Below are 25,415 nucleotides of genomic sequence, written 5' to 3'. Positions count from 1 at the left end.
TGCACTCAGCGCGCCAGCCAGCGCCATGGCAGGTCCACGGCCTTGGAGATGCCGATCCGCGCAGTGGCCCGGGGTGGCGCCTCGCCGCGAAAGCCGTCGTCGAAGATGCCCACGCGCGCGCTGGCCACCAGGTCCTCGCCGTCGAACGTGCCGTCGATGCCCAGCGCCTGGGTCAGCTTCCCGGGCCCGTTGGCGAGGTCGGCATCGCGTGACGCGCGTGGCCGCGCCGCACGCATCGCCTCGATGCCAGCCAGCGGAAGCAGTCCGCGCATCAGCACGCCCGAGCCGTTGCCACAGGTCGCGTTGCAGCACCAGTGGATGCCGTAGCTGAAATAGACATACAGGTGGCCCGGCGGGCCGAACATCGTGGCGTTGCGCTTCGTGGGGCCGCGGAAGGAGTGCGCCGCCGGATCGTCGCGCCCGCGATAGGCCTCGACCTCGACGATGCGGCCGGCGCGGCCGTCGGCCACGCGCAGGACCCTGTGCACCAGCTCCGGCGCCACGTCGAGGACATCGCGATCGAAGAAGCTCCGTGGCAGGCGCGTCATGCCGGGCACGTCGTGGGCGGTTGGCGTGGCATCAGGGGTGCCATCGTGCCATGGCGTTCCGGCCGCCATCGCCACGCGCCCTTCGCACGCTGCGGGCTGGGGCATGATGTGCGCCAGGGGACAACGGAGGCGCGCGATGACGCCGTGGCTGGTGGTACTGCTGGACCTGCTTGGCACCTTTGCATTCGCCATCAGCGGCGCCACGATGGGCGTGCGCAAGCGGCTGGATTTCTTCGGCGTGATGGTGCTGGCGTTTGCCGCCGCGACCGCAGGCGGCATCGCGCGCGACACCCTGCTCGGCGCCACGCCGCCCATCGCGCTCGCCGACTGGCGCTATCTGGCGGTGTCGGCGGTGGCGGGCGTGACCGTGTTCTTCGGCTATGAGCAGGTGGAGCGCATGCGCAACCCGGTGCAGCTGTTCGATGCCGTCGGCCTGGCGCTGTTCGCGGTCACCGGCGCGGCCAAGGCGCTCGCCTTCGGGCTTGGCGGCACGGGCGCGGTACTGCTGGGGATGATGTCGGGCATCGGCGGCGGCATCGTGCGCGACGTGCTGGTGGCCGAAGTCCCCGCGGTGCTGCACCGCGAACTGTATGCCGTGGCCGCGGTGCTCGGCGCAGCCTGCGTGGTGGTGGGCGTGGCGCTGGGCTTTCGGCCGGGCCCCGCAATGGTGGTCGGCGCGGCGCTGTGCTTCGTACTGCGCTTCATCGCGATCAGGCGCGGATGGCAGCTGCCGATCGCGCGCAAGCCGGGGGAGTGACGGCCGGCGATGGGCTTCCCCCTCACCCACCTTCCCCGAACAACGATTCCTGCGCCGGCGGATACGCCAGGCGTCCATCCACCACCCGCGCGGGCGAAGTCCACGGATGCGGCGTGGGTGCGCCGGCGCCGAGGATGTGCAGGACCTGGATGCCGCGCAGTTTGAGCACGTCCGCCACCAGCGCGCGGTGGCAGCGCCACCACAGCGATTCGGCGCACATCAGCGCGCTGCGCCGGCGCGACGCCATCGCCAGCGTGGCCGCCAGGCCTTCGGCGAACTCGATACTCTCGAGGTGGTCCGCGTAGCCCCGGAACGAGGCATTCCGCCAGCCGGTGTTGGGCGATTCCGCACGCGCCCGTCGGCGCCCGCCCAGTTGCGGCAACCAGGCGTATTCGATGCCGTGCGCCGGCAGGTTCGCGGCGAGCGCCTCTCGCGCGAACCAGGGATAGCGGCGCGAGCCAGGAAAGCGCCGCACGTCGAGGATCGCCCCAATGCGGTGACGCGCAAGCAGCGCCACGAAGTCATCGAACGCCAGCGTCGAATGGCCGATCGTCCAGATCGTGGCGGCGTCGTCAGATGGTGCGTCACCTGGCATGCCGTTAAGGTAGGCGGGCCGTGGCCGTCAGCGCGTGAATCACTGGTCGGCGAGCGCCAGCGCGCTCCTGAATTCGCGGCGCCGGCCATCGAGCGGATCATCGAACGCAAGCGCGTGTGCGAGCAGCTGCAGGGGCCGTGCGTGGTCGTCGGCCGTGGCATCCCGCAGCTCCGGATACAACGCGTCATTGAGGATCGGCACACCGAGCGCGGCCATGTGCACGCGCAGTTGGTGCTTGCGGCCGCTGACCGGGCGCATGCGGTAGCGCCACGCATGCTCGCCGCGTTCAACCACGTCGAGCCAGGTCTCGCTGTTGGCCTCGCCGGCGACCTCGCGCATGCGGAAGAACGGCTCGCCGCGTTCCAGGCGGCTGCAACGCACATGCGGAAATTCATGCGCCGGCAGCGGCGGCGCGACGGCCAGGTACTCCTTGTCGATGCGCCGCTCGCGGAACAGCGCCTGGTAGCGCGCGCGGCTCTCGCGGCTGGCCGAAAACAGAACCAGCCCGGCGGTCAGGCGATCAATGCGGTGCAACGGCACAAGGTCGTGGTTTCCGAGCCGCTGCACCAGTCGCCCGAGCAGGGTTTCGCGCACGTACGCTCCGGTGGGCGCCACCGGCAGGAAATGCGGCTTGTCGGCCACCACCAGGTGCGCGTCGACATGCAGCACCGTCTCGGTGAACGGGATGCGCGGCTCGTCGGCGACTTCGCGGAAATAGCGGATCTCGGCACCGGTCCGGTACGGCGCGGTCGCCGCAAGCGGTTGGCCCTCGGCATCCAGTACGCGCCCGCGTGCGAAACGGTCCAGCCAGGTTGACCGGTTGATCGCGGGAAACCGGTCGCACAGGGCGTCGAGCACCGTCGTCCAGGGACCTGGCGGAAGCTGCAGCCGACTGGCGGCCACGTCGCCCGACAATGCGGACGTCACGCCGGACACAGGGTGTCGACGACGATCACGCCACCACCAGTACCAGCTTGCCGGTATGCCGGCCGCTTTCCAACCAGCCATGCGCCTCCGCGGCCTGCTCCAGCGGGAACGTGCGGTCCACCACCGCGCGCACGCGCCCGGCCTCGATCCACGGCCAGACCACGCGTTCGACTTCAGTCGCCAGCCGCGCCTTCTCGTCGGCGCTGCGCGGGCGGAGCATGGAGCCGGTGATCACCGCGCGCTTGCGCATCAGCGTGGCCACCGGCACGTGCAGCTCGTTGCCGGCCTGGGCGGCGATATAGACGATGCGGCCGCCGGTGTTGAGTGCGTCGAGGGTGGCGGCGAAGTACGGCGCGCCGACCATGTCCACGGCCACGTCGATGCCGCCCGCGGCCACCGCCGCCGCGCCGAATTCCTCGCGACTGGTGTCCACCGCGATGTCGGCGCCAAGCTTGCGCGCGGCGGCGGCTTTCTCCGCTCCACGCGCGGTGGCGACGACGCGCGCGCCTGCGGCCTTCCCCATCTGGATCGCGGCCACGCCAATGCCGGATGTCGCGCCGTGCACCAGCAGCGTCTCGCCGGGCTGCAGCGCGCCGTGCTCGAACACGTTCGCGTACACGGTGAACACCGTTTCCGGCAGCGCCGCGGCCTGCACGAAATCCAGCCCGGCCGGGATCGGCAGGGCGTGGCGCGCGTCCACCACCGCATACCCGGCGTAGCCGCCGCCACCCAGCAGGGCGCAGACGCGGTCGCCCACCTTCCAGCGTCCAGCGGCTTCCACCACCTCGCCGGCGACCTCCAGCCCGAGCGTGTCGGGCGCACCCGGCGGTGGCGGATAGCGCCCGCCGCGCTGCAGCACGTCCGGGCGGTTCACGCCGGCCGCGCGCACGCGCAGCAGCAACTCGCCTTCGCGTGGCCGCGGGCGCGCCACCGTCACCGCATGCAGGGCCTCGGCGGGGCCCGAGCCGCCGCGGATGGCAATGGCGGTCATCGTGTCGGACATCCGCGTGCTCCGGAAATGGGGACCAACAAAGGTACACCGCCCCCGGCGCGCGCCCGGAACCCACCGTTTCACGCGCCGGGGCGACCCGGGCGATCTGCCGTGTCCGGGCCGGCGAGTTCCTTCACACGCATTGTCCACGCGCGGGGGGACCATTCGCACACCTGTACGCCAACGAGGATGAACATGAAGACTCCGATCGCCCTGCTCGCCGCCGCCTGCGCCCTGTCGCTGGCCGCGTGCGGCAACAACGAACCGGCCATGGATTCCACCGCGACGCCGAGCCCGTCACCCGCGCCCGCATCGACTGAGCCCGCACCCGCTCCGGCCGAAACGCCCCCGGCGGCGACCGACGCCGGAACCTACGGCAGTGACATGCCGCCGGCTGCATCCGATGCGCCTGCCGCGGCGGACACGAGCGGCAAGCCGGCAGCCATGGTCGAAAACTGCAAGACCACGATCGAAGGCAACGACGCCATGCAGTACAACGTCGGCTCGATCGCCGTACCGTCCTCGTGCAGCGAATTCACCATCACCCTCAATCACGTCGGCAAGCTGCCGATCGCCGCCATGGGCCACAACGTGGTGATCAGCAGCCAGTCCGACATGCAGGGCGTGAACGCGGATGGCATTGCCGCGGGGGCGGGGGCGCACTACATCAAGGCCGGCGACACGCGGGTGATCGCAGCCACCGAGATGGTCGGCGGCGGCCAGAGCACGTCCGTCACGTTCCCGGTGGCCAAGCTCCAGAGCGGTGGGCCATACGTGTTCTTCTGCAGCTTCCCGGGGCATGCGGCAATGATGAAGGGCACGATCAGCGTCGGCTGACGCGCGTGCGTTCTCCGCGGCGCCACGGACGGCGTCGCGGTGACCTAGGGCGCGCCCGGGTGCCGCCAGCAAGAGGGAGTGGCTAACGTGACCGCACCGGTCACCTGCAAGGCACTCCCATGTCCGAGATCTACGGCATCAACGCGCAGACCTATCGCAGCCTGCCGCCGGAAGACCAGCAGGCGGTGCGCGCGAGCTTTGAAGAGATCCAGGCCGAACCCGAAGCGCCCGCCCCGGCCGCGGAAGCGCCCGAGGCACTGACGTTCGCCAACGCCGAGACGCCGGCACAGGCGGTCGACGCGATCCATTCGCTTCCGCTGCCCACCTCGAGCGACCTGCCGCGGGGGCTGCCGGATTCCGATCGCGCCGACATCTACAGCGCGCGCGTCGAAGGCTTCAACGAGCGCCGCGCGGCCCAGGCGCAGGCGGTGCTCGACCGCATGCAGCCGCAGCTGTCCGACTTCGCGTCGCTCAATGGCGCCACCGCGTCGATGGAGCATCGCGATGCGCTGAGCGGTTTCAACAACGATCCCTACGTGCAGGAGCTGCGCCGCGTCGTCGACGAGGCCACGACCTCGCCGCAGGTGCTGCCCGCCTACCTGACGTCGGGTGGCGGCGTGGCGCAGGATGCGGCGCGGCTCGACCTCGGACAGGTGAGCGACGCGCTGGCGGTGCTCGGCGTGGAGCTTCCGGCCAATCCCACCGCCGGGCAGGTGCAGGCGGGCTACGACATCCTCGGCACCCTGCCCGACGGCGTGTTTGCCTGGGCCATCAACCCAGGCCAGCAGGTGCGCTTCGAGACGCCGGTGGCCGGCGTGGCCACCCTGCCCACGCCGGTGCGCGGCAGCGCCGACATCCGCGTCATCGGCGAGGTGGACATGTCCGGGGTGCAGACCGGCATGGACTTCGCGCAGACGCAGACCTTCGAGATGTCGGTGGAGCTGCAGTCGGCCGCCACCGCGGCGTTCGGCCGCACCCCGCTCAACCGCATGTACGAATGGGCCGGCAAGCTCGGCGCGCTGCCGCAGGGCGCGCAGGACATGGTCAACGGCTCTCCGCTGCTGCGCAACGTGGTGAAGGGCCTGCCGATCCCGGTGGCCGGCAGCTACAGCGAGTTCGCCGGCACGCGACTCACCTACGAAGCCGTGGTTTCGCCCGAACAGGGCACGCGCATCGCCGCCGGTGACCTGTCGGCCGCGCCGGACCCGCTCGACCCGATGGCGATGGAGGTCGGCACGGGCGTGTTGATCCGCGGCCAGGCGCTTACCGGCAGCCAGTTCGAGGCCAACTACAAGGCGTTCCACCTCAGCGGCGAATCACGCGACCTGCAGGGCCAGGGCTTCGGCGTGCAGCGCATCGACGCGCACACCGTGGAGGTGGTGGCGGGCGACATCGACACGGTCGAGAACGACATGTTCGCGGGCCTCGGCTACCGCGGCATGGCCTCGGTGGGCGTGAGCGTCGACAAGAGCCTCGAGGACCGTTCGATGTCGGTGGCGCGCATCGACCTGCGCACCGCCGAGGGCCAGGCCGCCTACCAGGCGTTCATCAGCACCGGCCAGGTGCCGGGCTGGTCGCCGCCGGGCGTGTCGCAGTCGGGCACCACGCAGGTCCTCAGCGGCGACCACAGCGCGCGCATCGGCGTGGAGCTCGGCGGCTTCAGCTGGGGCACCGAACTCAACAGCAGCGGCTTCAACCTGGTCGAGACCCGCTGGGCCGACGGCAGCGCCGAGTTCACCAATTCCGCGCAGATGGGCGACGACCACCATGCCCAGGTGAGCTGGTCCACCGATCCGTCCGGCGAGCGCGTGCCCGGCAGCCTGAACTATGGCCTGGTGCTCGCGAACTACGACGCGTCATCGGCGGGCTCGCTGCAGGACAGCTACCGGATCGATGCCGACAACCTGCAGGACGTGCAGCAGGCGCGCTTCGATGGCGACCAGCACGTGCGCCTGGAATTCACCGAAAGCCAGCTGATGGCGCTGCGCGCCAATGCGCGCGAGTTCATGCAGGGCGACGACTACCGCAGCCAGCGGCTGGAAGCGCTGGAATCGCAGGACATGGGCGGCACCAACTTCATCGAGCGGCTGGCGCTGGCCGACACGCCCGACGCGGTATTCCAGGTCGTCGCCAACGACTTCCATGCCGCGGGCCTCGGCTTCGAACTCCTCGGCCTGACCCTCGATACCGGCGCGAACACACCCGGCACCCTGACGGTACGGGACGCAGGCTGACTTCCCGCCAGACCCTTCATCGCGGGGCCTGGGCGAAGGCCTCGACCAGGTAGTCGATCATCACCCGCACCTTGGCCGGCGGGCGCCGGTCCGGCGGATACAGCACGTTGATGCCGCCAAGCTCGACGACAGGCCGGTCCAGCTCGAGCACCACGAGCTCGCCGCGCTCCAGCGCCGTGGCGACGATGAAATCCGGCTGGTAGATGATGCCCTGCCCGCCCACCGCCGCCGCCAGCAGCGCGTCGCCGTTGTTGGCCAGCAGGTCGCCCGACGCAGCCACGCGGAATTCGCCGCGTGCTCCGAACGCCCACTGCCTGCCGTCCTGCATGGCCGACAGCGTGTAGCTCAGGCAATTGTGCTGCGCCAGTTCCGCGACGCGACGCGGCACGCCGCGGCGATCGAGGTAGGCAGGAGCGGCGCAGACCCGCATCGCGCAGTCGGCCAGGCGCCGCGCCTGCAGCGGACTGTCCGCGAGCCGGCCGATGCGGATCGCCAGGTCCCAGTTGTCGGCGATCACGTCGAGCTGCGCATCGCTCAGCCCGAGCTCGACCCGCACCTCGGGATGCAGCCGCGCGAACGCCGGCATCAGCGGCGCGATGAAGCGGCTGCCGAACGACAGCGGCACGTTCATGCGCAACAGGCCGCTGGCCTTGACGCGTTGCGATGCGGCCTCGGCTTCGGCCTCGTCGATCTCGGCAAGGATGCGCTGGCAGGCCTCGAGGTAAGTGCCGCCGGCCTCGCTGAGCCCGAGGCGGCGCGTGGTGCGGTGGAACAGCTTGACGCCGAGCCGCGCCTCCAGCGCGTTGACATGCTTGGTTGCCATGGCGGCCGACATGCCCAGCTGGCGCCCGGCTGCGGACAGGCTGCCGGCGCTGGCGGCGCGGACGAACACCCGCATGCTGGTGATGCGATCCATTCCAGATCCTACCCTTGGTATGAAGTCTTGGTCGATATTAGCCGGTTCTCCAACCTCAAGTCGCGACCCATACTGGCGTCATGACTCAGGCGAAGGTACCCACGATGACCACTGACAACCGCCCGGATGCCGGCAAGCACGCCCGGATGCCGGTGTTTTTCATTCCGCATGGCGCCGGCCCGTGCTTCTTCATGGACTGGAATCCGGCCGATACCTGGACGCGAATGGCCGCCTTCCTCAAGGGCGTGTCCGCGACGCTGCCGGCGCGGCCCAAGGCCATCGTGCTGGTTTCCGGCCACTGGCTGGAGCCGGGCTTCAGCGTCACCGGCAGCTCCCGCCCGCCGCTCATCTACGACTATTCCGGCTTTCCGCCGCACACCTACGAGCTGGCGTATCCCGCACCGGGCAGCCCCGCGCTGGCCGAACAGATTGTGCGGCTGCTTGGCCAGGACGGCGCCGCGGCGCGGGTGGACGGCGACCGCGGCTTCGACCACGGCGCGTTCATTCCGCTCAAGCTGATGTTTCCCGCGGCGGACATCCCGGTGATCCAGCTGTCGCTGCGCGCCGACCTGGATCCGCGTGCCCACCTCGAAGCGGGCCGCACGCTGGCGGCGCTCCGCGACGAAGGCGTGCTGATCATCGGCAGCGGCATGAGCTTCCACAACATGCGCGGCTATGGCGATCCGCGCTTCACGCCCATCTCCGCCGAATTCGACCACTGGCTGACCACAGCGGTCGAACAGGCACCCGCGCAGCGCGACGCGCTGCTCGCCGACTGGACGCAGGCGCCGCACGCGCGGCTGTGCCATCCGCCGCGCGCCGAGGAGCACCTACTTCCACTGCTTGTTGCTGCCGGCGCGGCGGCCGGCTCCGAGGGCCGCAAGGTCTATTCGGAGACCGTCATGGCCACCACCATTTCCGCATTCCGCTTCGGCTGAGCAATCGCCGCGGCACACGAGGAGCATGCAATGAAGATCGAACTTTCCGGCAAGTCAGCCATCGTCACCGGGTCCACCGGCGGCATCGGCCTGGCCATCGCCAGCGGCCTGGCGGGCGCCGGTGCGCGCGTCACCATCGTCGGCCGCACGCAGGCACGCGTGGATGACGCACTGGCCACGCTGCGCGCTCACGCCGGCGGTGCCGAGGTGAGCGGCGTGGTCGCCGACGTCGGCACGGCGGACGGCTGTGCGACGCTGATCGCCGCGCGGCCGGACGCCGACATCCTGGTCAACAACCTCGGCATCTATGGCGCGCAGGAATTCTTCGCCATCGACGACGCGCTGTGGAGCGAGTTCTTCGAGGTCAACGTGCTCAGCGGCGTGCGCCTGGCGCGCCATTACGCCGCCGGCATGCGCGACCGCGGCTGGGGGCGGATCCAGTTCATCTCCAGCGAGTCGGCGCTCAACATCCCCACCGAAATGGTGCATTACGGCGTGAGCAAGGCCGCGCTGCAGGGCCTGTCTCGCGGGCTGGCCAAGGTGCTGGCCGGCACCGGAGTCACCGTGAACACCATCCTGCCGGGGCCCACGCGCACCGAGGGCGCGATCGCGATGATGGCCGACCTGGCCGCCGAACGCGGCGTGCCGGCATCGGAGATGGAAGCGCTGTTCCTCGCCGAGAACCGCCCTTCCAGCCTGCTCAAGCGCTTCGCCACGCCCGAGGAAGTCGCCAACATGTGCGTCTACGCCGCGTCTCCGCAGGCCAGCGCCACCAGCGGCGCCGCGCTGCGGGTCGAAGGGGGCATCGTCGAAAGCATCGCCTGAGGCCGGCGCGCTTACCGCGACCAGACCCACACAAGGAAACCACCATGCAAATGCGTCAACTGGGCCGTTCCGGCCTTGAAATCGCGCCGCTCGTGTTCGGCGGCAATGTCTTCGGCTGGACCGCCGACGAGCCGACGTCGTTCGCGCTGCTCGACCGCTTCGTCGAACGCGGCTTCAACGCCATCGACACCGCTGATGTCTATTCGTCCTGGGGCCCGGGCCTGACCGGCGGCGAATCGGAAACCGTGCTCGGCAACTGGCTGGCCCGGCGCGGGCGCCGCGACGACATCGTGCTGATGACCAAGGTCGGCAAGTGGACGCCGCGCGAGGGACTGTCGGAGGCCAACATCGAGGCGGCCGTGGACGATTCGCTCCGGCGCCTGCGTACCGACTATCTCGACGTGTACTTCGCGCACATGGACGACGCGGAGGTGCCGCTGGAAGAAACGCTGGGCGCGTTCGCCAGGCTGGTGCAGGCCGGCAAGGTGCGCGCCATCGGTGCCTCCAACTACAGCGCCGGGCGCCTGGCGCAGGCACTGGGGGTTTCGGAGGCGCAGGGGCTGCCGCGCTACGAGGTGCTGCAGCCGAACTACAACCTCTACGACCGCAGCGACTTCGAATCCGGACTGGCCGGCCTGGCCACCGAGCACGCGCTCGGCGTGGTCAGTTACTTCTCGCTGGCCAGCGGCTTCCTGACAGGCAAGTACGCCAGGGTCGAGGATCTGCAGGGCAGCGCCCGCGCCGGATTCCTGCAGGGGTATTTCGACGCGCGCGGCCTGAAGCTGCTGGACGTGCTGCGCGAAGTCGCCGGCGACCTGGGCGCCACGCCGGCACAGGTCGCGCTGGCCTGGGTGATGGGCCGCCCGGCCATCACCGCGCCCATCGCCAGCGCCACCAGCGTGGCGCAGCTCGACGAGTTGATGGGTGCCGCCACGCTGTCGCTGCCGGCCGGTGCCATCGCCAAGCTGGACGCCGCCGGACGCTAGCCTGCCCCCGCGCCGAGCGCCCGGCCCGCGCCCGGGGGCACGGCCCGCGGTCAGCCTGCGTGCGACAACGCGAATCCGATCGCCGCGCACACCGCCACCACCTGGGCAGCGTTGCACTGCGCCGGCGTGGCGGTCGGGCTGTCGGGATAGACCTCGGTGGTCGTCGTATAGCGTGCGCCGGTGATGCCGGCGCACAGCCCCAGCGACGCGAGCGGGTAGCGGATGACACCGGGCGCCACCACCGGCGAGCCGATGATTTCCCCCTTGTCATCGGCAGGCGCGATATGGGTGACCTGCGCCACGGCATCGATCACCGCCTGCTGGAACGCCGGCTGCGGCTCCACGCTGTCGTCCACCAGGTAGAAACCGTCCGGGATACCGCCGGGTTCGAACGGCTTGCCGTCGCGGGCGGCCAGCGCTGGACGGAACTCGCTTTCGTCGCTGTCGGTGGTCTCGTGCAGGTCGATGTGCATCAGTACCCGGTCGCGCAGCGGCGCCAGCAGCGCGACCAGCGCCGCGGATTCCTGCGCCGGGCTGTCGACGCGGAATGAGCGATTGGGATCGATGGCATCGGCATTCCAGCGTTGCACGCGCTCGTAACCCCAGGGGCTGACGCACGGCACCACCAGCAGGTTGGCGCGGCCCGCGCAATCCGCGGCGCGTTGCTGCAGGAACTGCAGTGCGCCCTGCACGCCGCTGGTCTCGTAACCATGCACGCCGCCGGTGACCAGCATGACGGGCAGCGCCTCGTCCCAGTCGCGGCTGCGCACGGCGAACAGCGGATACTCGCCATCGTCCTGGTAGTCCAGGGTGCCGTACTGCTCCACGTCGAAGCGGTTGCGGAGGCGATCGATGGCGGTGGCCACGTCCCCGGCGTAGCTGCGCACGACCTGCTGTCGCTGGCGCCACGCGGCTTTTTCACGGTCGCCCCAGGGCTCGCCGGGAGTACCGATGGGATAGGAAGATGTGGTCATCATCATCATGCATTCGGCTTGTGGACGGACATGCCGGCACCTTAGCAGCCGGTCGCCCCGGCCTGATCGTGGTCAAGGCGGATGCGCGCCACCTGCGCGAGACTGTGCACCACCCCAAGCGAGTGACGGGCCATGAGCCATCCCTCCGTCGAGATCGATGCCGCGCTCGTTGCGCGTGAACTGGAGCTCGAGGTCGAGGCATTCCGCCAGCTCATGGCGGACGGGAAGATCTCGGTGCTGTGCGAGCGCGGCACGGGCGAGGACGCCGGGCTTTATCGCGCGAGTTTCTACCATGGCACCCGGCGCGCGCGGCTGGTGGTCGACGCGGCCGGCCGACCGCGCCGCGGCTGATTCAACCGTCGCGCTTGAGCAGCGCCCCGAGGCCGGCGAACGGATTGGACGTGGCCGACGGCGGCGCATCTTCGGCCGACATCGCGCTGACGCCGGTGTGGTCGAGCTGGCGGGAGTGCTCGTTGTCGTGGCAGTACACGCACAGCAACTCCCAGTTGCTGCCGTCGGCCGGGTTGTCGTCGTGGTTGTGGTTGCGGTGGTGCACGGTGAGTTCGCGCAGGTTGGCGCGGGTGAACTCGCGCGCGCAGCGCCCGCAGATCCACGGGTACATCTTCAGCGCGCGCTCGCGGTAGCCCTGGTCGCGCTGCTCTGCACTGCGTCGGGCGTCGGCCACGATGCGGTCGAGCCTGGCCTCGTCGGGTACGCGTGTCGACATCTCGGTTTCCGTGGCGGGTGCGGCAAAAGGGTAGCACCGTGCCGCGCATCCGGCTGCCGCACGGGGCGGCAGCCGGTGCGACATGCCTCAGCTGTCGCTGCCGAGGAAATCCGCGGCCATCATGGCCATCGCCCGCGCGCCCACTTCCAGCGCAGCTTCGTCCACGGTGAACCGCGGGTTGTGGTTGGGCGCCGCCGTGGCCGGGTCCTGCCCCTCGGGCGTCACGCCCAGGAACATGTAGAGGCCGGGCGCCTGCTGCGAGAAGAACGAGAAGTCCTCGGCGGCGCCGGGGAGCTCGGCCGTCGCCACGTTGCCGTCGGCGGCGCGTTCCAGCACCGGGGTCATCTGTTCCACGAGATCCGCGTTGTTGAAGATCGAGCTGTACATCGGCTCGATCGAGACATCGGCCGTGGCGCCGGCGCCTTCGGCGATCTTTTCCGCACTGCGCCTGAGGTCGTCGCCCACCTGCGCGCGAACGCCTTCGTCATAGGTGCGGATGGTGCCGGTCATCGCCACGCTGTCCGGCACGATGTTCGGACCGGTGCCGCCGTTGATGGTGCCGATGGTCACCACGGTGGGCGACCGCGCCAGGTTGGCCTTGCGGCTCACGACCGTCTGCACGCCGCCGATCACCTGCGCGGACGTCACCACCGGGTCGACCGTGTTCCAGGGCATGCCGCCGTGGCCCTGACTGCCGGTCACGGTGATGTTGAGCATGTCGCTCGCCGCGGTGGTGGCGCCGCTGCGCCAGCTCAGCTGGCCCGCCGGGCCCGGCATGACGTGCACGGCGAACACCGCATCGGGCTTCAGCGTGTCGAACACGCCTTCCTTCAGCATCCGCCTGGCGCCCCAGCTCGCACCCGGGCCGGGCATCACCAGGCTGGACCCTTCCTCTGCCGGCTGGAATACGAACATCACCGTGCCTTCCAGTTCCTCCTTCATGCCCGCCAGCACCTCGGCCGCGGCCATCAGCATCGCGGTGTGCGCATCGTGGCCGCAGGCATGCATCACGCCGACCTCGATGCCGTGATAGATGCCGCGTGCCTTCGACGCGAACGGCAGGCCCGCGGGCTCCGTGACCGGCAGTGCGTCCATGTCGGCGCGCAGCGCGACGGTGCGTCCCGGCTTGCCGCCCTTGAGCACGCCGACGACGCCGGTCCCGGCGATGCCGGTCTGCACGTCCATGCCGAGGCGCGTCAGATGATCGGCAACGAGGCCGGCGGTGCGTGTTTCCTGCTCGCCAAGTTCGGGATGCTGGTGGATATCGCGCCGCCACTCGACCAGCTGCGGCTGTATGGCGGCCGTGTCTTCGCGGATGCGCTGCTCCAGCGACGATGCAGGCGCCTGGGCACTGGCATTGGCGCTGAAGCAGAGCGCGGTGGCAAGGACGCAGGGATAGAGGGGTCTATGCAATGACATGGTGGGCAAGTACCTCTTCAAACTGGGGATCGGTCGCTCTCCCGACGACGGCAAGCCAGGTCCGACCCCCGTATCGCGCGGGAGTTCACCCGCTTTTCACCACATCGCGCGCAAAGCATTCATCCTTTCCAACCACCGGCCGCCGACATGGTCCAGCTGAAGCATGCGTTGCTGTCCGCTCTCGCGGCCGGACTGGCCCTTGGCTGTGCGGGCATGGACGACGCGCAGCGCGACGAGCCGCAGAGCGGCACGTCCGGCACTGCGACTCCGTTCGCGATCACGGAAGCGGCGACCTTCGATGCGCCATGGGCCATGGCCTTCCTGCCCGACGGCCGCCTGCTGGTCACGGAGATGGCCGGCGCGCTGCGCCTGTATGACCCGGCCCGCAATACCACCGGCACCATCAGCGGCGTTCCAGAGGTCTCGCACGTCGCACAGGGCGGGTTGGGGGAGGTGGTGCTGCACCCGCAGTACGCGAGCAACCAGCGCGTGTATTTCAGCTACGTCGAATCCGGCGACGGCGGGCTGCTCGGCGCGGTGGTTGCGCGCGCACGCCTGGTACTGGACGACAGCGGCGGCGGTGCGTTGCAGGACGTGGAGACGATCTGGCGCCAGTCGCCGAAGAAGAGCGGCGACGGCCACTTCGGCTACCGCATCGCCTTCGATGCAGGCGGCAAGCTGTGGATCAGCTCCAGCGAGCGCAAGGAGTTCGATCCCGCGCAGGACATGGGCACCAATCTCGGCAAGATCGTGCGCCTCGACGACGACGGCAGCGTGCCTACCGACAACCCCTTCGCCCGCCAGGGCGGCGTGGCCGCGCAGGCCTGGACGCTCGGCCATCGCAACATCCTCGGCCTGGCATTCGACGGCAGCGGCCAGCTGTGGGCGCACGAGATGGGGCCGATGGGCGGCGACGAGCTCAACCGCATCGAGAAGGGTGCCAACTACGGCTACCCGCTGGTGTCCAACGGCGACCATTACGACGGCAAGCCGATCCCCGATCACGCCACGCGCCCCGAATTCCGCGCGCCGGTGATCACCTGGACGCCGGTGATCTCGCCGGCCGGCTTCATCATCTACAGCGGCGACATGTTCCCGGCCTGGAAGGGCAACGGGTTCATCGGCGGCCTGTCGTCGATGTCGCTGGTGCGTGTTGAATTCAACGGCGAGACCGCGCGTGAAGCGCAGCGATTCGACATGAGGCGGCGCATCCGCGAGGTCGAACAGGGCCCGGATGGCGCCATCTGGCTGCTCGAGGACGGTACCCGCAAGGGCAAGGGCGCGCTGCTGAAGCTGACTTCGACGCGGCGGTGAGGCACCGCGGCATGGGTCAGCCGCCCTGCTCTCCCAGCATCCGTCCCATGTCGGCATCCTTCTCGTCCCACAGTCCGTTCATCCATTGCTGGAAACGGGCACGCACGGCGCGGTCGTCGCGCGAGCCGCCGCCGGACAGGCCGGCGGGGATCTCGCGCTGTCGCACCAGCACGTTGATCGCGGGGACGCGTCCGCCCATCAGGTCCACCAGCGTCGGGCGACCGCCGGGATAGGCGATGGTCACGTCGAGCACGGCATGCAGCCCCTCGCCCATGGCGTCGATCACGTACGACACGCCACCGGACTTCGGCTTCAGCAGGTGCCGGTACGGCGAGGCCTGCGCGGCGTGTTTTTCAGGTGTGAACCGCGTGCCTTCCACGAAGTTCATCACCGCCACCGGGATGTCGCGGAACTTCTCGCAGGCGCGTCGCGCCGCTTCCATGTCGCGCCGCCCCAGCTCGGGGTTCTTCGCGATCTGGCGGCGCGTGTAGCGGCCCATGAACGGGAAATCCAGCGCCCACCACGCCAGGCCCAGCACCGGCACCCAGAACAGCTGGCGCTTGAGGAAGAAGCGCAGCAGCGGGATGCGCCGGTTGAACACCTTCTGCAACACCACGATGTCCACCCAGCTCTGGTGGTTGGCCAGCACCAGGTAATGCCCGTCCACCTGCAGCTTCGCGTCCACCACCACATCGAAGCGGGTGCCGCTGAAACGCTCGACCAGCGCCGAGTTCACCGCGATCCAGCTTTCCGCCGCACCGGTCAGCAGCGGGTTGCAGGCCAGCCGCACGCGCTTGAACGGCAGCAGCGCCTTGAACACCCCCACCGCCAGCAGCGGGGTCGCATGCACCACGGTGTTCAGCGCGACCAGCACGAACACCACGGTGGCGCGCAGCCACGCCATCAGCGGCCCTGCCCGTGGACGAAGGCGCGCGGATCGGAGTCGGCGTGGGCGGACGGCATGTGCATGGCGGACTCGATCACGGAGGGATTCGAAGGCGGAAAGGGCGGAATGATACGCAAGGCGGCCACGTCACCGCTCCCAGGGCGGGGTTCCGCCAAGGTGCTCGGCCAGGAAGTCGACGAACGCACGCACCCGCGGCGGCACCAGCCTGCGCTGCGGCATCACCGCATGGATCCCGGTGTCGGCCAGCGGAAAACCGGGCAACACCACTTGAAGGCCGGTTTCGACATCGCCGCGTTCAACCTGGGCAATGCCATCGGCGCGTGGCTGGGCGGCATGGTGATCGTGCACGGACCGGGCCTGGGCGCGGTGCCGTGGGTTGCCGCGTTGCTGACGGTTGCCGGACTCGCGGTGGCGTGGTGGAGCGTGCGCCTCGATCAGGCGGGGCCGAAGGCGCCGAGCACACCGGCGACATTGGTGCCGATCTCGCGCACCGCATAACCGCCTTCCTGCACCAGCACCGTCGGCAGGCCGAGCGACGCGAGCCGCGCGCCCAGCTGCGGGAAGCGCTCCGGGCCCAGCTTGAACTCGCTGATCGGATCGCCTTCGTAGATGTCCACGCCCAGCGACACCACCAGCGCGTCCGCGCCGAAGTCCGTGATCGCCTGCAGCGCGGTGTCGAGCGCGGCGCTGTACGCCTCCCAGTCCGTGCCGCGCGGCAGCGGCAGGTTGAGCGTGCAGCCCTCGCCCGCGCCGGCGCCGGTCTCGTCGGCATAGCCGAGGAAGTACGGATACTCGGTCTCGGGCGTGCCGTGGATGGACACGAACAGCACGTCGTCGCGCTCCCAGAAGATGTCCTGGGTGCCGTTGCCGTGGTGGTAGTCGACGTCGAACAACGCCACCTTGCCGAAGCCGCGTTCGCGCAGCTGCTGCGCGGCGAGCGCGGCGTTGTTGAGGAAGCAGTAGCCGCCATACACGCTGCGCCCGGCGTGGTGGCCCGGCGGGCGGCACAGCGCGTAGGCGGATCGCTCCCCTTCGGCGACCAGCGCGGCGGCGGTCATGGCGCACTGCGCCGCGGCAAAGGCGGCATCCCAGGTACCTTCGACGATCGGCGTGCCGGCATCGAACGCGTAATAGCCCATCGCGCCGTTGATGCCGGACGGCACGCGGTCGCGGCGCAGGCCCCGCGCCGGGAAGCCGCTCGGCAGCATGAAGCCGTCGCGACCGTCCTCGCGCCAGCGCGGGTAGGCGGTGCGCAGGAACTCGACGAAGCCCGCATCGTGCACGCCCGACAGCGCGTCCATGCCGAAATCGCGCGGCGCCACCAGCGCATGTCCGGCATCCACCAGCGCCTCGCGGATGTACTCGGCGCGCGCCGGCATCTCGTAGCAGGGCACCAGCGCGCCGCGATGGAGTTCCATGCCGCCGTCGTGGCGCAGGTGCAAGGGCGAGTGGACGATCCGCATCGGGGCGCTCGGGAGGAGTGGGCCGGCAATTCTAGCCATCCCTGCCGACTGCCGGCAGCGCGGCCTGACCGCCGTCCGCGCGGTACCGCGTTGGCCTGTCTGGACTCCCGGCACGAAGGATGGTCGATGCAGGTGACACGACGTGAATTCCTCGCGGCCAACGCCGCACTCGCCGCCGCGGTGCTGCCGGGCGCGCTGCTGGCCGCGCTGCAGGCCGAGACCCCAGCGGCCCCCGACCTGTCCACCTGGGAGCGCGTGCGCGCGCAGTTCTCGCTCGACCCTGCCCTGATGCATTTCGCCAGCTTCTTCATCGCCAGCCATCCAGCGCCGGTGCGCGACGCCATCGAAGGCTACCGCCGCGCGATCGACCGCAACCCGTTCCACGTGGTCGAACACGGCCTGTTCGCGGAAGCCGAACACAACGTGCAGATGAAGGTGCAGGCCGAGGTCGCCGACTATCTCGGCGCGCGCCCGCAGGACGTGTGCCTGACCGGCAACACCACGACCGGGCTCGCGCTCGTCTATCACGGGCTGCCGCTCAAGGCCGGCGACGAAGTGCTGTGCACCACCCACGACCATTACTCGCACCACGAGTCGATCCGGCTGGCCAACCAGCGCTCCGGCGCCACGATGCGCATGGTGCCGCTGTACAGCGACGCGGCCACCGCCAGCACCGATGCCATGGTCGACGCCCTGCTCAAGGGCATCGGCCCGAAGACGCGCGTGGTGGGCCTGACCTGGGTGCATTCCAGCACCGGCATGCGCCTGCCGATCCGCGAGCTTGCCGCCGCGCTGCGCGCGCGCAGCGGCCCGCCGCTCCTGCTGGTGGTGGACGGCGTGCACGGCCTTGGCTCCACCGACGAAACCGTGGCCGGGTTGGGCTGCGACTATTTCTGCGCCGGCACCCACAAATGGATGTTCGCGCCGCGCGGCACCGGTCTGGTCTGGGCCAATGCCGACAACTGGGCGCGCCTGCGCCCGGTGATCCCGAGCTTCAGCGACCTGGACCAGTACCAGGCCTGGGAGCGACAGGCCCCGGTGGCGTCTCCCACCAACGCCGACCGCATGGCGCCCGGCGGCTTCCATGCGTTCGAACACCAGTGGGCGACCGCCGCCGCATTCGCCATGCACCGGCAGATGGGCCGCGCGCGCGTGGCCGGCCGCATCCGCGAGCTCAACGACCAGTGCAAGGCCGGCCTGGCAGCCAACCCCAAGGTCAAGCTGCACACGCCGATCTCGCCCGGGCTTTCGGCCGGCCTGGTGGCGTTCGAAGTGGCCGGCGTGAGCCCCGCGGACGTGGTCAGGCAACTGTTCGCGCGCAACATCGTCGCCAGCACGAGCCCGTATGCCGTCACCTACGCGCGGCTGGCGCCGAGCCTGGTCAATACCGCCGACGAAGTCGAACGTGCCGTGCGCGCGGTGCGCGAGATCTCCGGCCGGGCGTGACTAACGACCGGCGAGCATCGCGCCGGCGACCGCTACAGTCGTTGCCTTTGGCGCGCCCTTCCCGGGCGCCAGGGGTACTGAATGTTGAAGCGTTGCGCGATGCTGCTCTGCCTTGCAGCCAACGGCCTGGCCACGGCCAGCGAGCCGGTCGACCTGGACATGGTCAGCCGTATCCGCCAGGAGGCGTTCCACAATTCGCAGGTGATGGCGACCTTCAGCCACCTCACCGAGGCCATCGGCCCGCGCCTCACCAACTCCCCGCAGATGGCCGAAGCCAACGCCTGGACGCGCGGCAGGTTCAACGCCTGGGGCCTGGCCAACGTGCGCGACGAGGCCTTTGACGGCTTTGGCCGTGGCTGGGAGTTCAGCCACGCCAGCGTGCAGATGCTCGGCCCGCGCACGCAGCCGCTGCACGCGCTGCCCAAGGCCTGGACGCCCGGCACCGCCGGTCCGGTCGAAGGCGAGGCGATGGTCGTCGCCATCAAGAAGCGCGAGGACCTGGACAAGTACAAGGGCAAGCTGGCGGGGAAGATCCTGCTGCTGAGCGAAGCGCGCGAGTACGTGCGCGGCGAGAAGGCGGATTCGCACCGTCACGACGACGCCGGCCTGGCCGAGCTGCAGGCGTTCTCCGTGCCCAAGGACGAGAAGGACAGCCGCGCCAAGCGCGCAAAGGAATACACCGAGCGCACCGAGCTGGCCAAGGCGACCAACGAATTCTTCGTCGCCGAAGGCGCGCTGGCTGCGCTGTCGATCAGCGGCTGGGACAACGGCATCATCCGCGTTGGCGGCGGCGGTTCGCGCAAGGCCGGCGAATCGGCGGGCATCCCGGAGCTGGCCATGGCGGCCGAGCACTACAACCCGCTGGTACGCGCCGTGGAGCGCGGACAGACGGTCAAGCTGCGCGTCGACGTGGACGCACGCTTCACCGACGAAGCCGACCAGCCCGGCTACAACACGCTCGCCGAAATCCCCGGCCGCGGCGGCAAGGCCGGCGAGATCGTCATGCTCGGTGCGCACATGGACTCCTGGCACACCGGCACCGGCGCCGCCGACAATGCCGCGGGCGTCGCGGTGATGATGGAGGCCATGCGCATCCTCAAGGCGGTGGGCGCGCGGCCCGACCGCACCATCCGCGTGGCGCTGTGGAGCGGCGAGGAACAGGGCCTGGTCGGCTCGCAGTCGCATGTGGCGCGTCATTTCGCCGCGTACCCGGAACCTGTCGATCCGGCGCAGCAGGCACTGCCCGGCTCGCTGCGCGAGCCCACCGGCCCGCTGCAGAAAAAGCGCGACTACGAGCGCTTCTCGGCCTACTTCAACATGGACAACGGCTCGGGCCGCTTCCGCGGCATCTACGCCCAGGAGAACCTGGCCGCGGTGCCGATCTTCCAGGCCTGGCTGGCGCCGTTCCATGACGTGGGTGCCACCACGGTGGCCACGCGCAACACCGGCAGCACCGACCACATTCCGTTCGACCGCGTCGGGCTGCCCGGCTTCCAGTTCATCCAGGACCGGCTGGACTACTTCACCAACGTCCACCACAGCCACCTCGACACCTGGGACCACGTGGAGCCGGAAGACCTCAAGCAGGCCGCCGCCATCGTCGCCTCGTTCGTCTATCACGCGGCCACGCGCGAAGAGCGCATGCCGCGCAAGCCGCTGCTGGAACGCGACTGAAACCCGGCTGCACCGCCTAGCCGGCGGTCGCATCCGCGCCTGGGGCGCGCGCCAGCACCACGCGGTCGCGCCCTCCGTGCTTGGCGCGGTACAGCGCGCGGTCGGCGCGGTGGATCAGCTGTTCCAGCGACGCGGTCTCGCCATCGTCCTGGCAGATACCCGCGCTGACGTTGAAGTCGACGCGCTGCCCGAACACCGTGACCGGTTCGATCCGCGCTCGCAGGCGCTCCATCAGCGCCCCGGCGGTCGCGGCATCCGCGTCCAGCAGGATCGTGAACTCGTCGCCGCCGCTGCGTCCGGCAATGCCCTGCCCGCCGACGATGTCGGTGATCCATGCGCCGAGCGAACGCAGCGCCTCGTCGCCCGCGGCGTGTCCGTAATCGTCATTGACCTGCTTGAACTTGTCGATGTCGGCGACGATCGCGGTGAACGGGCGGCCATCGCCGCGCGCACGCGTGAATGCCTTCGCGCCGAGCCTGCGCACCTGTTGATAGTTGTACAGGCGGGTCAGCCCATCGTGCTGGGACTGCCAGCGGTAGCGGCGGCGCTCGCGGATCGACCGGCGCAGCAGGCCGAACAGCAGGATCGCGATGACCAGCATCCCGCCCATTCCGCCGGCCAGCAACAGCTGCCGGCGCCGGGTTGCGGTGGCCTGCACCGCGGCCAGCTCCTTCTCGGCTTCGAGCAGCGCGATCTGCTGCTCCTTCAACCGGGTATCGAACTCGACCTGCAGGTAGGCCAGCCGGCGCTCGCGGGCATCGCGTTCGGCCGCCTCGGATGCCGCCATGGAACGCTTGAAATGGGCGAGCGCCTGGACAGGCTCGCCGCGCCGTTCGGCCAGGCGGGCGATCAGCTGTTCGGTCTCGGCTATCGCGAAGTGGGCGTCATGGTCGCTGTAATAAGCCAGTGTGTCGGCCAGCAGCGCCTCCGCCTCCCCAGGCCCGCTGCTGGATTCGATCAGGCCCTCCGCCACTGCCAGCCTCGCGCTCCAGGCGCCGGCCTCGAAACCGGCGGCCTCGAAGTCCGCGAGCGCCCGGCGGGACCAGTCCAGCGCCTCCGCATGGCGTTCCTGGCGGGCCGCCGTCTTGCCGACGCCGAGCTTGCCGTTGGCGATCATGACCAGGTCGCCGGCGCGGGTGCAGGCATCGATCTGGCGATGTCGCCACGCTTCGGCTTCGCGGGGATCGCTGGCGTGGTCCGCGGCCATCGCCACGTCCGTCACGGCCCGGCACAGCGCGCCGGGGTCACCGTCGGCGTCGACATGGGCAAGGGCACGCAGGGCAAGGTCGCGCGCCTTCCCGGTTTCGCCCACCAGGGTGTGCAGGTAGCTCGCGGCGCCAAGCAATCGGGCCGATTCCGCCGGTGCCTGCGGAAGGTGCGTCAGGCCCTCGCCGAGCAAGCCAAACGCCAGCGTCCAGCGCTCCAGGTTGGCGGCCACCCTGATGGCCGTGGTGTACACGCGCACGCGCAGCGGCGCGGGCAGGTCCTGGCGCAGCAACTCCACCAGACCGTCCAGCGCGGCGGGCTGCTGGCCGGCCAGGGCCAGGTTGCGCAGGCGCACATGGTCGATCCGCTGCCGCTGCTCAGCGGTCAAGGCCTGCGGCCGCGAAGCCAGCGCCGCGATCCTGACATCGGACTCGCGCCAGTGCGCCGTGGTTCCCAGCCGCTCGATCTCCGCCACCGCCGCCTCCGGCGCGTCCGCGGCGAACACCGGCGCGCCGACCAGTGCCAGCCACAGCAGGGCGACGCAACAGTACCGGCTCATGCGCGCGTCATGGTCCGCAGGCGGCGATCAGTGTCGACATCTCGCTCCCCCCCGAGGGAATCGGCCGGCATCGATGGCCGCGCGGGATGACCCGCATCACCCGGCCAGAAAGACCGGCGACCTTACCATGCGGTCGCGACCGGCGAGCCCTCAGTAGCGGCCGTACGCCTGCCCGCCTTCCAGCCCGAGCCGACGTGACAGCGCCTGGAACCGCGGCTCATCACGCACGTCGTTCCAGCGCGCGTCGACCTTGAGGAACGCCATGCGGATGTCGCGCTCGCGCCAGGCACGTTCGAGCCAGTCGAGCGCGGCATCGCGGTCGCCCAGCGCCACGTGCACCGCGGCCAGGCTGGTGGCGGGCACATAGCCCTTCGCGGCGCGCGACTCGAGCTCGCGCAGGAGGGCCAGGGTGTCCGCGTGATCGCCCGCCGCGGCGTAGGCGGCGGCCAGTGCGGCGAGCATCTGGCTGGTGCGCTGCGCGCGTTCGGCGCCACGTTCCAGGTCTGCGATCGCAGCGGCGCTGTCGCCGCGATCCAGCGCCATGCCGCCGCGCACCAGCAGCGCGATCCACGAGTCGGGCTGCAATGCGAGCGCACGTTCCACCTGCAGCCGCGCCGCCTCCGGCTGCCGGGCCGCGGTCAGGAAACCGGCCTCCAGGGCACTGATCATGGGCGACAGCGGATCGAGCTCGCTTGCCTGGCGCGCCTGCGCCAGGCCTTCTTCGAAACGGCCCAGGTCCACCAGCAGATGGGCATACGCGAAGCGCGCTTCCATCAGGCTGGGATTCAAGGCGATCGCCTGCTGCAGCGACGTTTCCGCCCCGGGCCAGTCCCAGTCGTACAGATGGCGGTTGCGCCCCTGCGCGACCAGCGCCTCGGGTGATTCCGGATCGATCTCCAGCGCGCGCGCCACTGCCGCCTTGGCCAACGGGAACATCTCGGCGGGTTCGCGATCGGTATGCACCAGGCCGCGCCAGGCAAGCGCCAGGCCGGCATAGGCGCGCGTGCAGGCGGGGTCGAGATCGATGGCGCTGCGGAACGCCGCCAGTGCCTGCTCCAGCCGGGCCGCATCGGGCCGCTGCAGCAGGTGGTGGCCGCGCAGCCAGGCGCGATAGGCCTGCGGATCAGCGCCGTCGCAGGCGCTGCGAGCGCGTTCCGGCAGCACGATCGGCGAGAGCGCCAGCGCGTCGGTGACCGCGCCGGCGATGCGGTCCTGCAGGGTGAACACGCGCTGCGCGTCGGTATCGAAGGTATCCGCCCAGACGATGGCACCGCTGTCCGCAGCGACCAGGCGGGCATTGACGCGGATGCTGCCGCCCACGCGCTGGGTCGATCCTTCGATGACATGCGTGGCGCCGAGCTGGCTTGCGGCCTGCTGCGCGTCGGGATGCGCGCCGGCGACGCGCTGCGATGACGCGAGCGAACGCACGCGCAGCTCACCGGAGCGGCCGAGCCGCGTGATCAGGGTTTCCGCCAGCCCGAGGCCGAGCAGCTCGTCATCCGGCGCCGAGAGTGCCCGGAACGGCAGCACAGCCAGCGCGGCTTCCGGGCGCGACGCGGCCCGCGGCGGCCAGTCCCACAGCGACCACGCCACCGCCGCCAGCAGCGCCACCAGGAACATCACGGCGCCCGGCACGGCGACATGCCGGGCCCACCACGGCGCAGGCATCGGCACCGGCGCGGCTGCGTGGCCATCGCCGTCGGCCACGTCAGCGACAAAGCGGTAGCCGCGCCCCGGCACCGTGGCGATGTAGCGCCCGCCGCCCAGCACGCGGCGCAGCGTGGACACCGCCTGGGTGAGGTTGTTCTCTTCCACCACGCGCCCCGCCCAGACGGTGGCCAGCAGTTCGTCCTTGCTCACCACCCGGTCGCGGTTGTCCACCAGGCAGCACAGGGTGTCGAACGCCCGGGCGGTGAGCGGCAGCACGCTGCCGTCGCGCGCGCGCAGCTCCCGTGCCTGGATGTCCAGGCAATACGGGCCGAAGTGGCGATGGCGCGCAGTCGAGCCCGGCATGGCGGCTCCGGAAGCGGCGGTTTCAGCTTTTTTCATGAATTTAGCAGGACTTCCCGACAGGGACGGGCCGAAGCTCGGCAATGCCGACAACGGCATACCCGCCGTCAAGCGGGCACCCCCCCAACGACAGGAGTCCTGCCATGAACATCCGAGCCACCCTGCTCGCCCTCGCCCTCGCCCCGCTGTGCCTCGCCGCCAATCCGGTCGTGGCCGGAGAGACGGACGCCTCGAGGATCCGCCCGCCGCACCCGGCGGGCAACCGGATCGCGGGTGTGTGGCTGACCCATGCCGAAGTCCGGCCCTGTGGCAGCACCGTGCCCTTCCAGGAGGTCCGCAACACCCTGCTTTTCAATGCCGGCGGCACCTGGGTGGACATGCCGCGGTTCCCGCCGGGAGGCGCGGACATTCCCACCGGCCACTACGAGCGCTCGCACGGGCTGGGGACGTGGTCGTACAACCGCAACACCGGACGGTACGTCGCCGACGTGCGCTTCGACCAGTTCCTGGACGGCGTGTACACGGGCTACACGCGGATCCACCGCGACCTGCAGATGAGCCATGACGGCGACCTCATCTCGGGCCCGGTCCGCGCGACCGGCTATGCGCCCAACGACACCGTCCTTGTCGAGCTTTGCGGCACCGGCGTTTCCACGCGGGACCTGTAGACGATGCGCCCGCACGGCACCGCGGCGGCCACGCGCGCCGCGGTGCCCACTGCATCAGGAAAGGATCAGGCCCCGCGCCGCCAGCACCTTGGCCGCCTCCCTGTCCGCGGCGATGCGGTGCTGCAGCGACCGGCAGCGTTCGATGCCGGCGAGCGTCAGCACGTGGTGGCCTTCGCAACTGTCCACCAGGCCCGCTTCCACCAGGCGCTCGAGCAGCTCGCCGGCGCGGGAATCGACGGGTTGCCCGCGGTCGATGCACAGCAGGCACTCCAGCAGATCGAGCTCCGGCTGGCCGATGTCGCCCACAGGCATGCAATAGCGGTCGGAAGTTGCCATGGTCGTTCCCGAAACCAGTGGATGCACAGCCCCCCTGGAACCGCCGTTCGGCGCGTTCCATTCGCCCCCGCCTGCGATCAGGCGTACGCGATCCGCCGCCGGATCAGGCCATGAGCGCCACCACGCGAAGCGCTACCACGGGCGGTAATCCGACCATG

Annotated in this window: 24 protein-coding genes and 1 pseudogene; 11 read left to right on the top strand and 14 right to left on the bottom strand. The window is 70.2% G+C overall.

From position 1 onward, the window contains the following. Positions 1-5: 5 nt before the first annotated feature. Positions 6-653: a DNA-3-methyladenine glycosylase gene (locus JHB91_RS01765; RefSeq protein ID WP_233348013.1), complete on the bottom strand. Its 648-nt coding sequence runs from the start codon at positions 651-653 to the stop codon at positions 6-8. Positions 654-684: 31 nt separating this feature from the next. Here JHB91_RS01765 and JHB91_RS01760 point away from each other — a divergent pair, with 31 nt between their 5' ends. Continuing rightward, positions 685-1,305 carry a trimeric intracellular cation channel family protein gene (locus JHB91_RS01760; RefSeq protein WP_199471036.1) on the top strand — a complete coding sequence of 207 codons (621 nt, stop codon included), beginning with the start codon at positions 685-687 and terminating at the stop codon, positions 1,303-1,305. 22 nt (positions 1,306-1,327) lie between these two features. On the opposite strand, the gene JHB91_RS01755 is transcribed toward JHB91_RS01760, so the two are convergent. From JHB91_RS01755 to JHB91_RS01745, 3 genes are read right to left on the bottom strand one after another with little or no spacing between them, the layout of a single operon-like run. Further along, positions 1,328-1,900, bottom strand: a complete 573-nt coding sequence (locus tag JHB91_RS01755; protein ID WP_199471034.1) for a DUF488 domain-containing protein — start codon at positions 1,898-1,900, stop codon at positions 1,328-1,330. A 39-nt stretch (positions 1,901-1,939) separates the two neighbouring features. After that, positions 1,940-2,827, bottom strand: a complete 888-nt coding sequence (locus JHB91_RS01750; protein WP_343225038.1) for a pseudouridine synthase — start codon at positions 2,825-2,827, stop codon at positions 1,940-1,942. Between the two features lie 25 nt (positions 2,828-2,852). After that, positions 2,853-3,830, bottom strand: a complete 978-nt coding sequence (locus JHB91_RS01745) for an NAD(P)H-quinone oxidoreductase (RefSeq protein ID WP_199471030.1) — start codon at positions 3,828-3,830, stop codon at positions 2,853-2,855. A gap of 183 nt (positions 3,831-4,013) precedes the next feature. On the opposite strand from JHB91_RS01745, the gene azu reads away from it, so the two are divergent. Both azu and JHB91_RS01735 read left to right on the top strand, forming a co-directional pair. After that, positions 4,014-4,655, top strand: a complete 642-nt coding sequence (azu, locus tag JHB91_RS13870) for an azurin (protein ID WP_233398499.1) — start codon at positions 4,014-4,016, stop codon at positions 4,653-4,655. 119 nt (positions 4,656-4,774) lie between these two features. Then, entirely contained in the window at positions 4,775-6,889 is a 2,115-nt protein-coding gene (locus JHB91_RS01735) for a hypothetical protein (RefSeq protein ID WP_199471028.1), read from the top strand. A 16-nt stretch (positions 6,890-6,905) separates the two neighbouring features. On the opposite strand, the gene JHB91_RS01730 is transcribed toward JHB91_RS01735, so the two are convergent. Then, entirely contained in the window at positions 6,906-7,805 is a 900-nt protein-coding gene (locus JHB91_RS01730; RefSeq protein ID WP_199471026.1) for a LysR family transcriptional regulator, read from the bottom strand. 104 nt (positions 7,806-7,909) lie between these two features. Here JHB91_RS01730 and JHB91_RS01725 point away from each other — a divergent pair, with 104 nt between their 5' ends. The 3 genes from JHB91_RS01725 to JHB91_RS01715 are packed head-to-tail and all read left to right on the top strand — an operon-like array spanning position 7,910 to position 10,554. Next, entirely contained in the window at positions 7,910-8,743 is an 834-nt protein-coding gene (locus tag JHB91_RS01725) for a class III extradiol ring-cleavage dioxygenase (protein WP_199471024.1), read from the top strand. Positions 8,744-8,773: 30 nt separating this feature from the next. Then, entirely contained in the window at positions 8,774-9,568 is a 795-nt protein-coding gene (locus JHB91_RS01720) for an SDR family oxidoreductase (RefSeq protein WP_199471022.1), read from the top strand. A 44-nt stretch (positions 9,569-9,612) separates the two neighbouring features. Then, on the top strand, positions 9,613-10,554 hold the full coding sequence (locus tag JHB91_RS01715; protein ID WP_199471020.1) for an aldo/keto reductase: 942 nt from the start codon (positions 9,613-9,615) through the stop codon (positions 10,552-10,554). Between the two features lie 50 nt (positions 10,555-10,604). On the opposite strand, the gene JHB91_RS01710 is transcribed toward JHB91_RS01715, so the two are convergent. After that, complete coding sequence (locus tag JHB91_RS01710; protein WP_199472620.1) at positions 10,605-11,531, bottom strand: M14 family metallocarboxypeptidase; 927 nt, start codon at positions 11,529-11,531, stop codon at positions 10,605-10,607. A 129-nt stretch (positions 11,532-11,660) separates the two neighbouring features. Between JHB91_RS01710 and JHB91_RS01705 the strand changes: the two genes are divergently transcribed. Continuing rightward, positions 11,661-11,879: a DUF6522 family protein gene (locus JHB91_RS01705; protein ID WP_199471018.1), complete on the top strand. Its 219-nt coding sequence runs from the start codon at positions 11,661-11,663 to the stop codon at positions 11,877-11,879. A gap of 1 nt (position 11,880) precedes the next feature. Here the strand turns inward: JHB91_RS01705 and JHB91_RS01700 are convergent, their stop codons facing one another. Both JHB91_RS01700 and JHB91_RS01695 read right to left on the bottom strand, forming a co-directional pair. Further along, complete coding sequence (locus JHB91_RS01700; protein ID WP_199372889.1) at positions 11,881-12,255, bottom strand: YajD family HNH nuclease; 375 nt, start codon at positions 12,253-12,255, stop codon at positions 11,881-11,883. Between the two features lie 87 nt (positions 12,256-12,342). After that, on the bottom strand, positions 12,343-13,674 hold the full coding sequence (locus tag JHB91_RS01695; protein ID WP_199471016.1) for an amidohydrolase: 1,332 nt from the start codon (positions 13,672-13,674) through the stop codon (positions 12,343-12,345). A 213-nt stretch (positions 13,675-13,887) separates the two neighbouring features. Here JHB91_RS01695 and JHB91_RS01690 point away from each other — a divergent pair, with 213 nt between their 5' ends. Continuing rightward, positions 13,888-14,988, top strand: a complete 1,101-nt coding sequence (locus JHB91_RS01690) for a PQQ-dependent sugar dehydrogenase (RefSeq protein ID WP_233398571.1) — start codon at positions 13,888-13,890, stop codon at positions 14,986-14,988. Between the two features lie 16 nt (positions 14,989-15,004). Here the strand turns inward: JHB91_RS01690 and JHB91_RS01685 are convergent, their stop codons facing one another. The 3 genes and pseudogenes from JHB91_RS01685 to JHB91_RS01675 all read right to left on the bottom strand — a co-directional run bounded on the left by JHB91_RS01685 (position 15,005) and on the right by JHB91_RS01675 (position 17,358). Continuing rightward, positions 15,005-15,892: an acyltransferase gene (locus tag JHB91_RS01685; RefSeq protein WP_199372891.1), complete on the bottom strand. Its 888-nt coding sequence runs from the start codon at positions 15,890-15,892 to the stop codon at positions 15,005-15,007. A gap of 129 nt (positions 15,893-16,021) precedes the next feature. Then, positions 16,022-16,168, bottom strand: a pseudogene (locus tag JHB91_RS13865) (LysR family transcriptional regulator); the annotation flags it as partial. Between the two features lie 161 nt (positions 16,169-16,329). After that, positions 16,330-17,358, bottom strand: coding sequence for a histone deacetylase family protein (locus tag JHB91_RS01675; RefSeq protein WP_199372894.1), 1,029 nt, complete (start codon positions 17,356-17,358; stop codon positions 16,330-16,332). Positions 17,359-17,484: 126 nt separating this feature from the next. Between JHB91_RS01675 and JHB91_RS01670 the strand changes: the two genes are divergently transcribed. Both JHB91_RS01670 and JHB91_RS01665 read left to right on the top strand, forming a co-directional pair. Continuing rightward, on the top strand, positions 17,485-18,804 hold the full coding sequence (locus JHB91_RS01670) for an aminotransferase class V-fold PLP-dependent enzyme (RefSeq protein WP_199471010.1): 1,320 nt from the start codon (positions 17,485-17,487) through the stop codon (positions 18,802-18,804). A gap of 81 nt (positions 18,805-18,885) precedes the next feature. Beyond that, complete coding sequence (locus JHB91_RS01665) at positions 18,886-20,478, top strand: M20/M25/M40 family metallo-hydrolase (RefSeq protein ID WP_199471008.1); 1,593 nt, start codon at positions 18,886-18,888, stop codon at positions 20,476-20,478. A gap of 16 nt (positions 20,479-20,494) precedes the next feature. Here the strand turns inward: JHB91_RS01665 and JHB91_RS01660 are convergent, their stop codons facing one another. Continuing rightward, positions 20,495-22,243: a GGDEF domain-containing protein gene (locus tag JHB91_RS01660; protein ID WP_199471006.1), complete on the bottom strand. Its 1,749-nt coding sequence runs from the start codon at positions 22,241-22,243 to the stop codon at positions 20,495-20,497. Between the two features lie 150 nt (positions 22,244-22,393). After that, a complete protein-coding gene (locus tag JHB91_RS01655; protein ID WP_199471004.1) occupies positions 22,394-24,256 on the bottom strand; it encodes a winged helix-turn-helix domain-containing protein in 1,863 nt (620 codons plus the stop codon). Between the two features lie 140 nt (positions 24,257-24,396). On the opposite strand from JHB91_RS01655, the gene JHB91_RS01650 reads away from it, so the two are divergent. Further along, a complete protein-coding gene (locus JHB91_RS01650; RefSeq protein WP_199372899.1) occupies positions 24,397-24,921 on the top strand; it encodes a hypothetical protein in 525 nt (174 codons plus the stop codon). A gap of 54 nt (positions 24,922-24,975) precedes the next feature. Here the strand turns inward: JHB91_RS01650 and JHB91_RS01645 are convergent, their stop codons facing one another. After that, positions 24,976-25,257, bottom strand: coding sequence for a hypothetical protein (locus tag JHB91_RS01645; protein ID WP_199471001.1), 282 nt, complete (start codon positions 25,255-25,257; stop codon positions 24,976-24,978). Positions 25,258-25,415: the final 158 nt, after the last annotated feature.

The organism is Luteimonas sp. MC1828, assembly GCF_016461615.1.
GTDB lineage: Bacteria > Pseudomonadota > Gammaproteobacteria > Xanthomonadales > Xanthomonadaceae > Luteimonas.
Note: the sequence above shows the minus strand (reverse complement) of the source record. Positions and strands in the feature narration are given on the sequence as shown.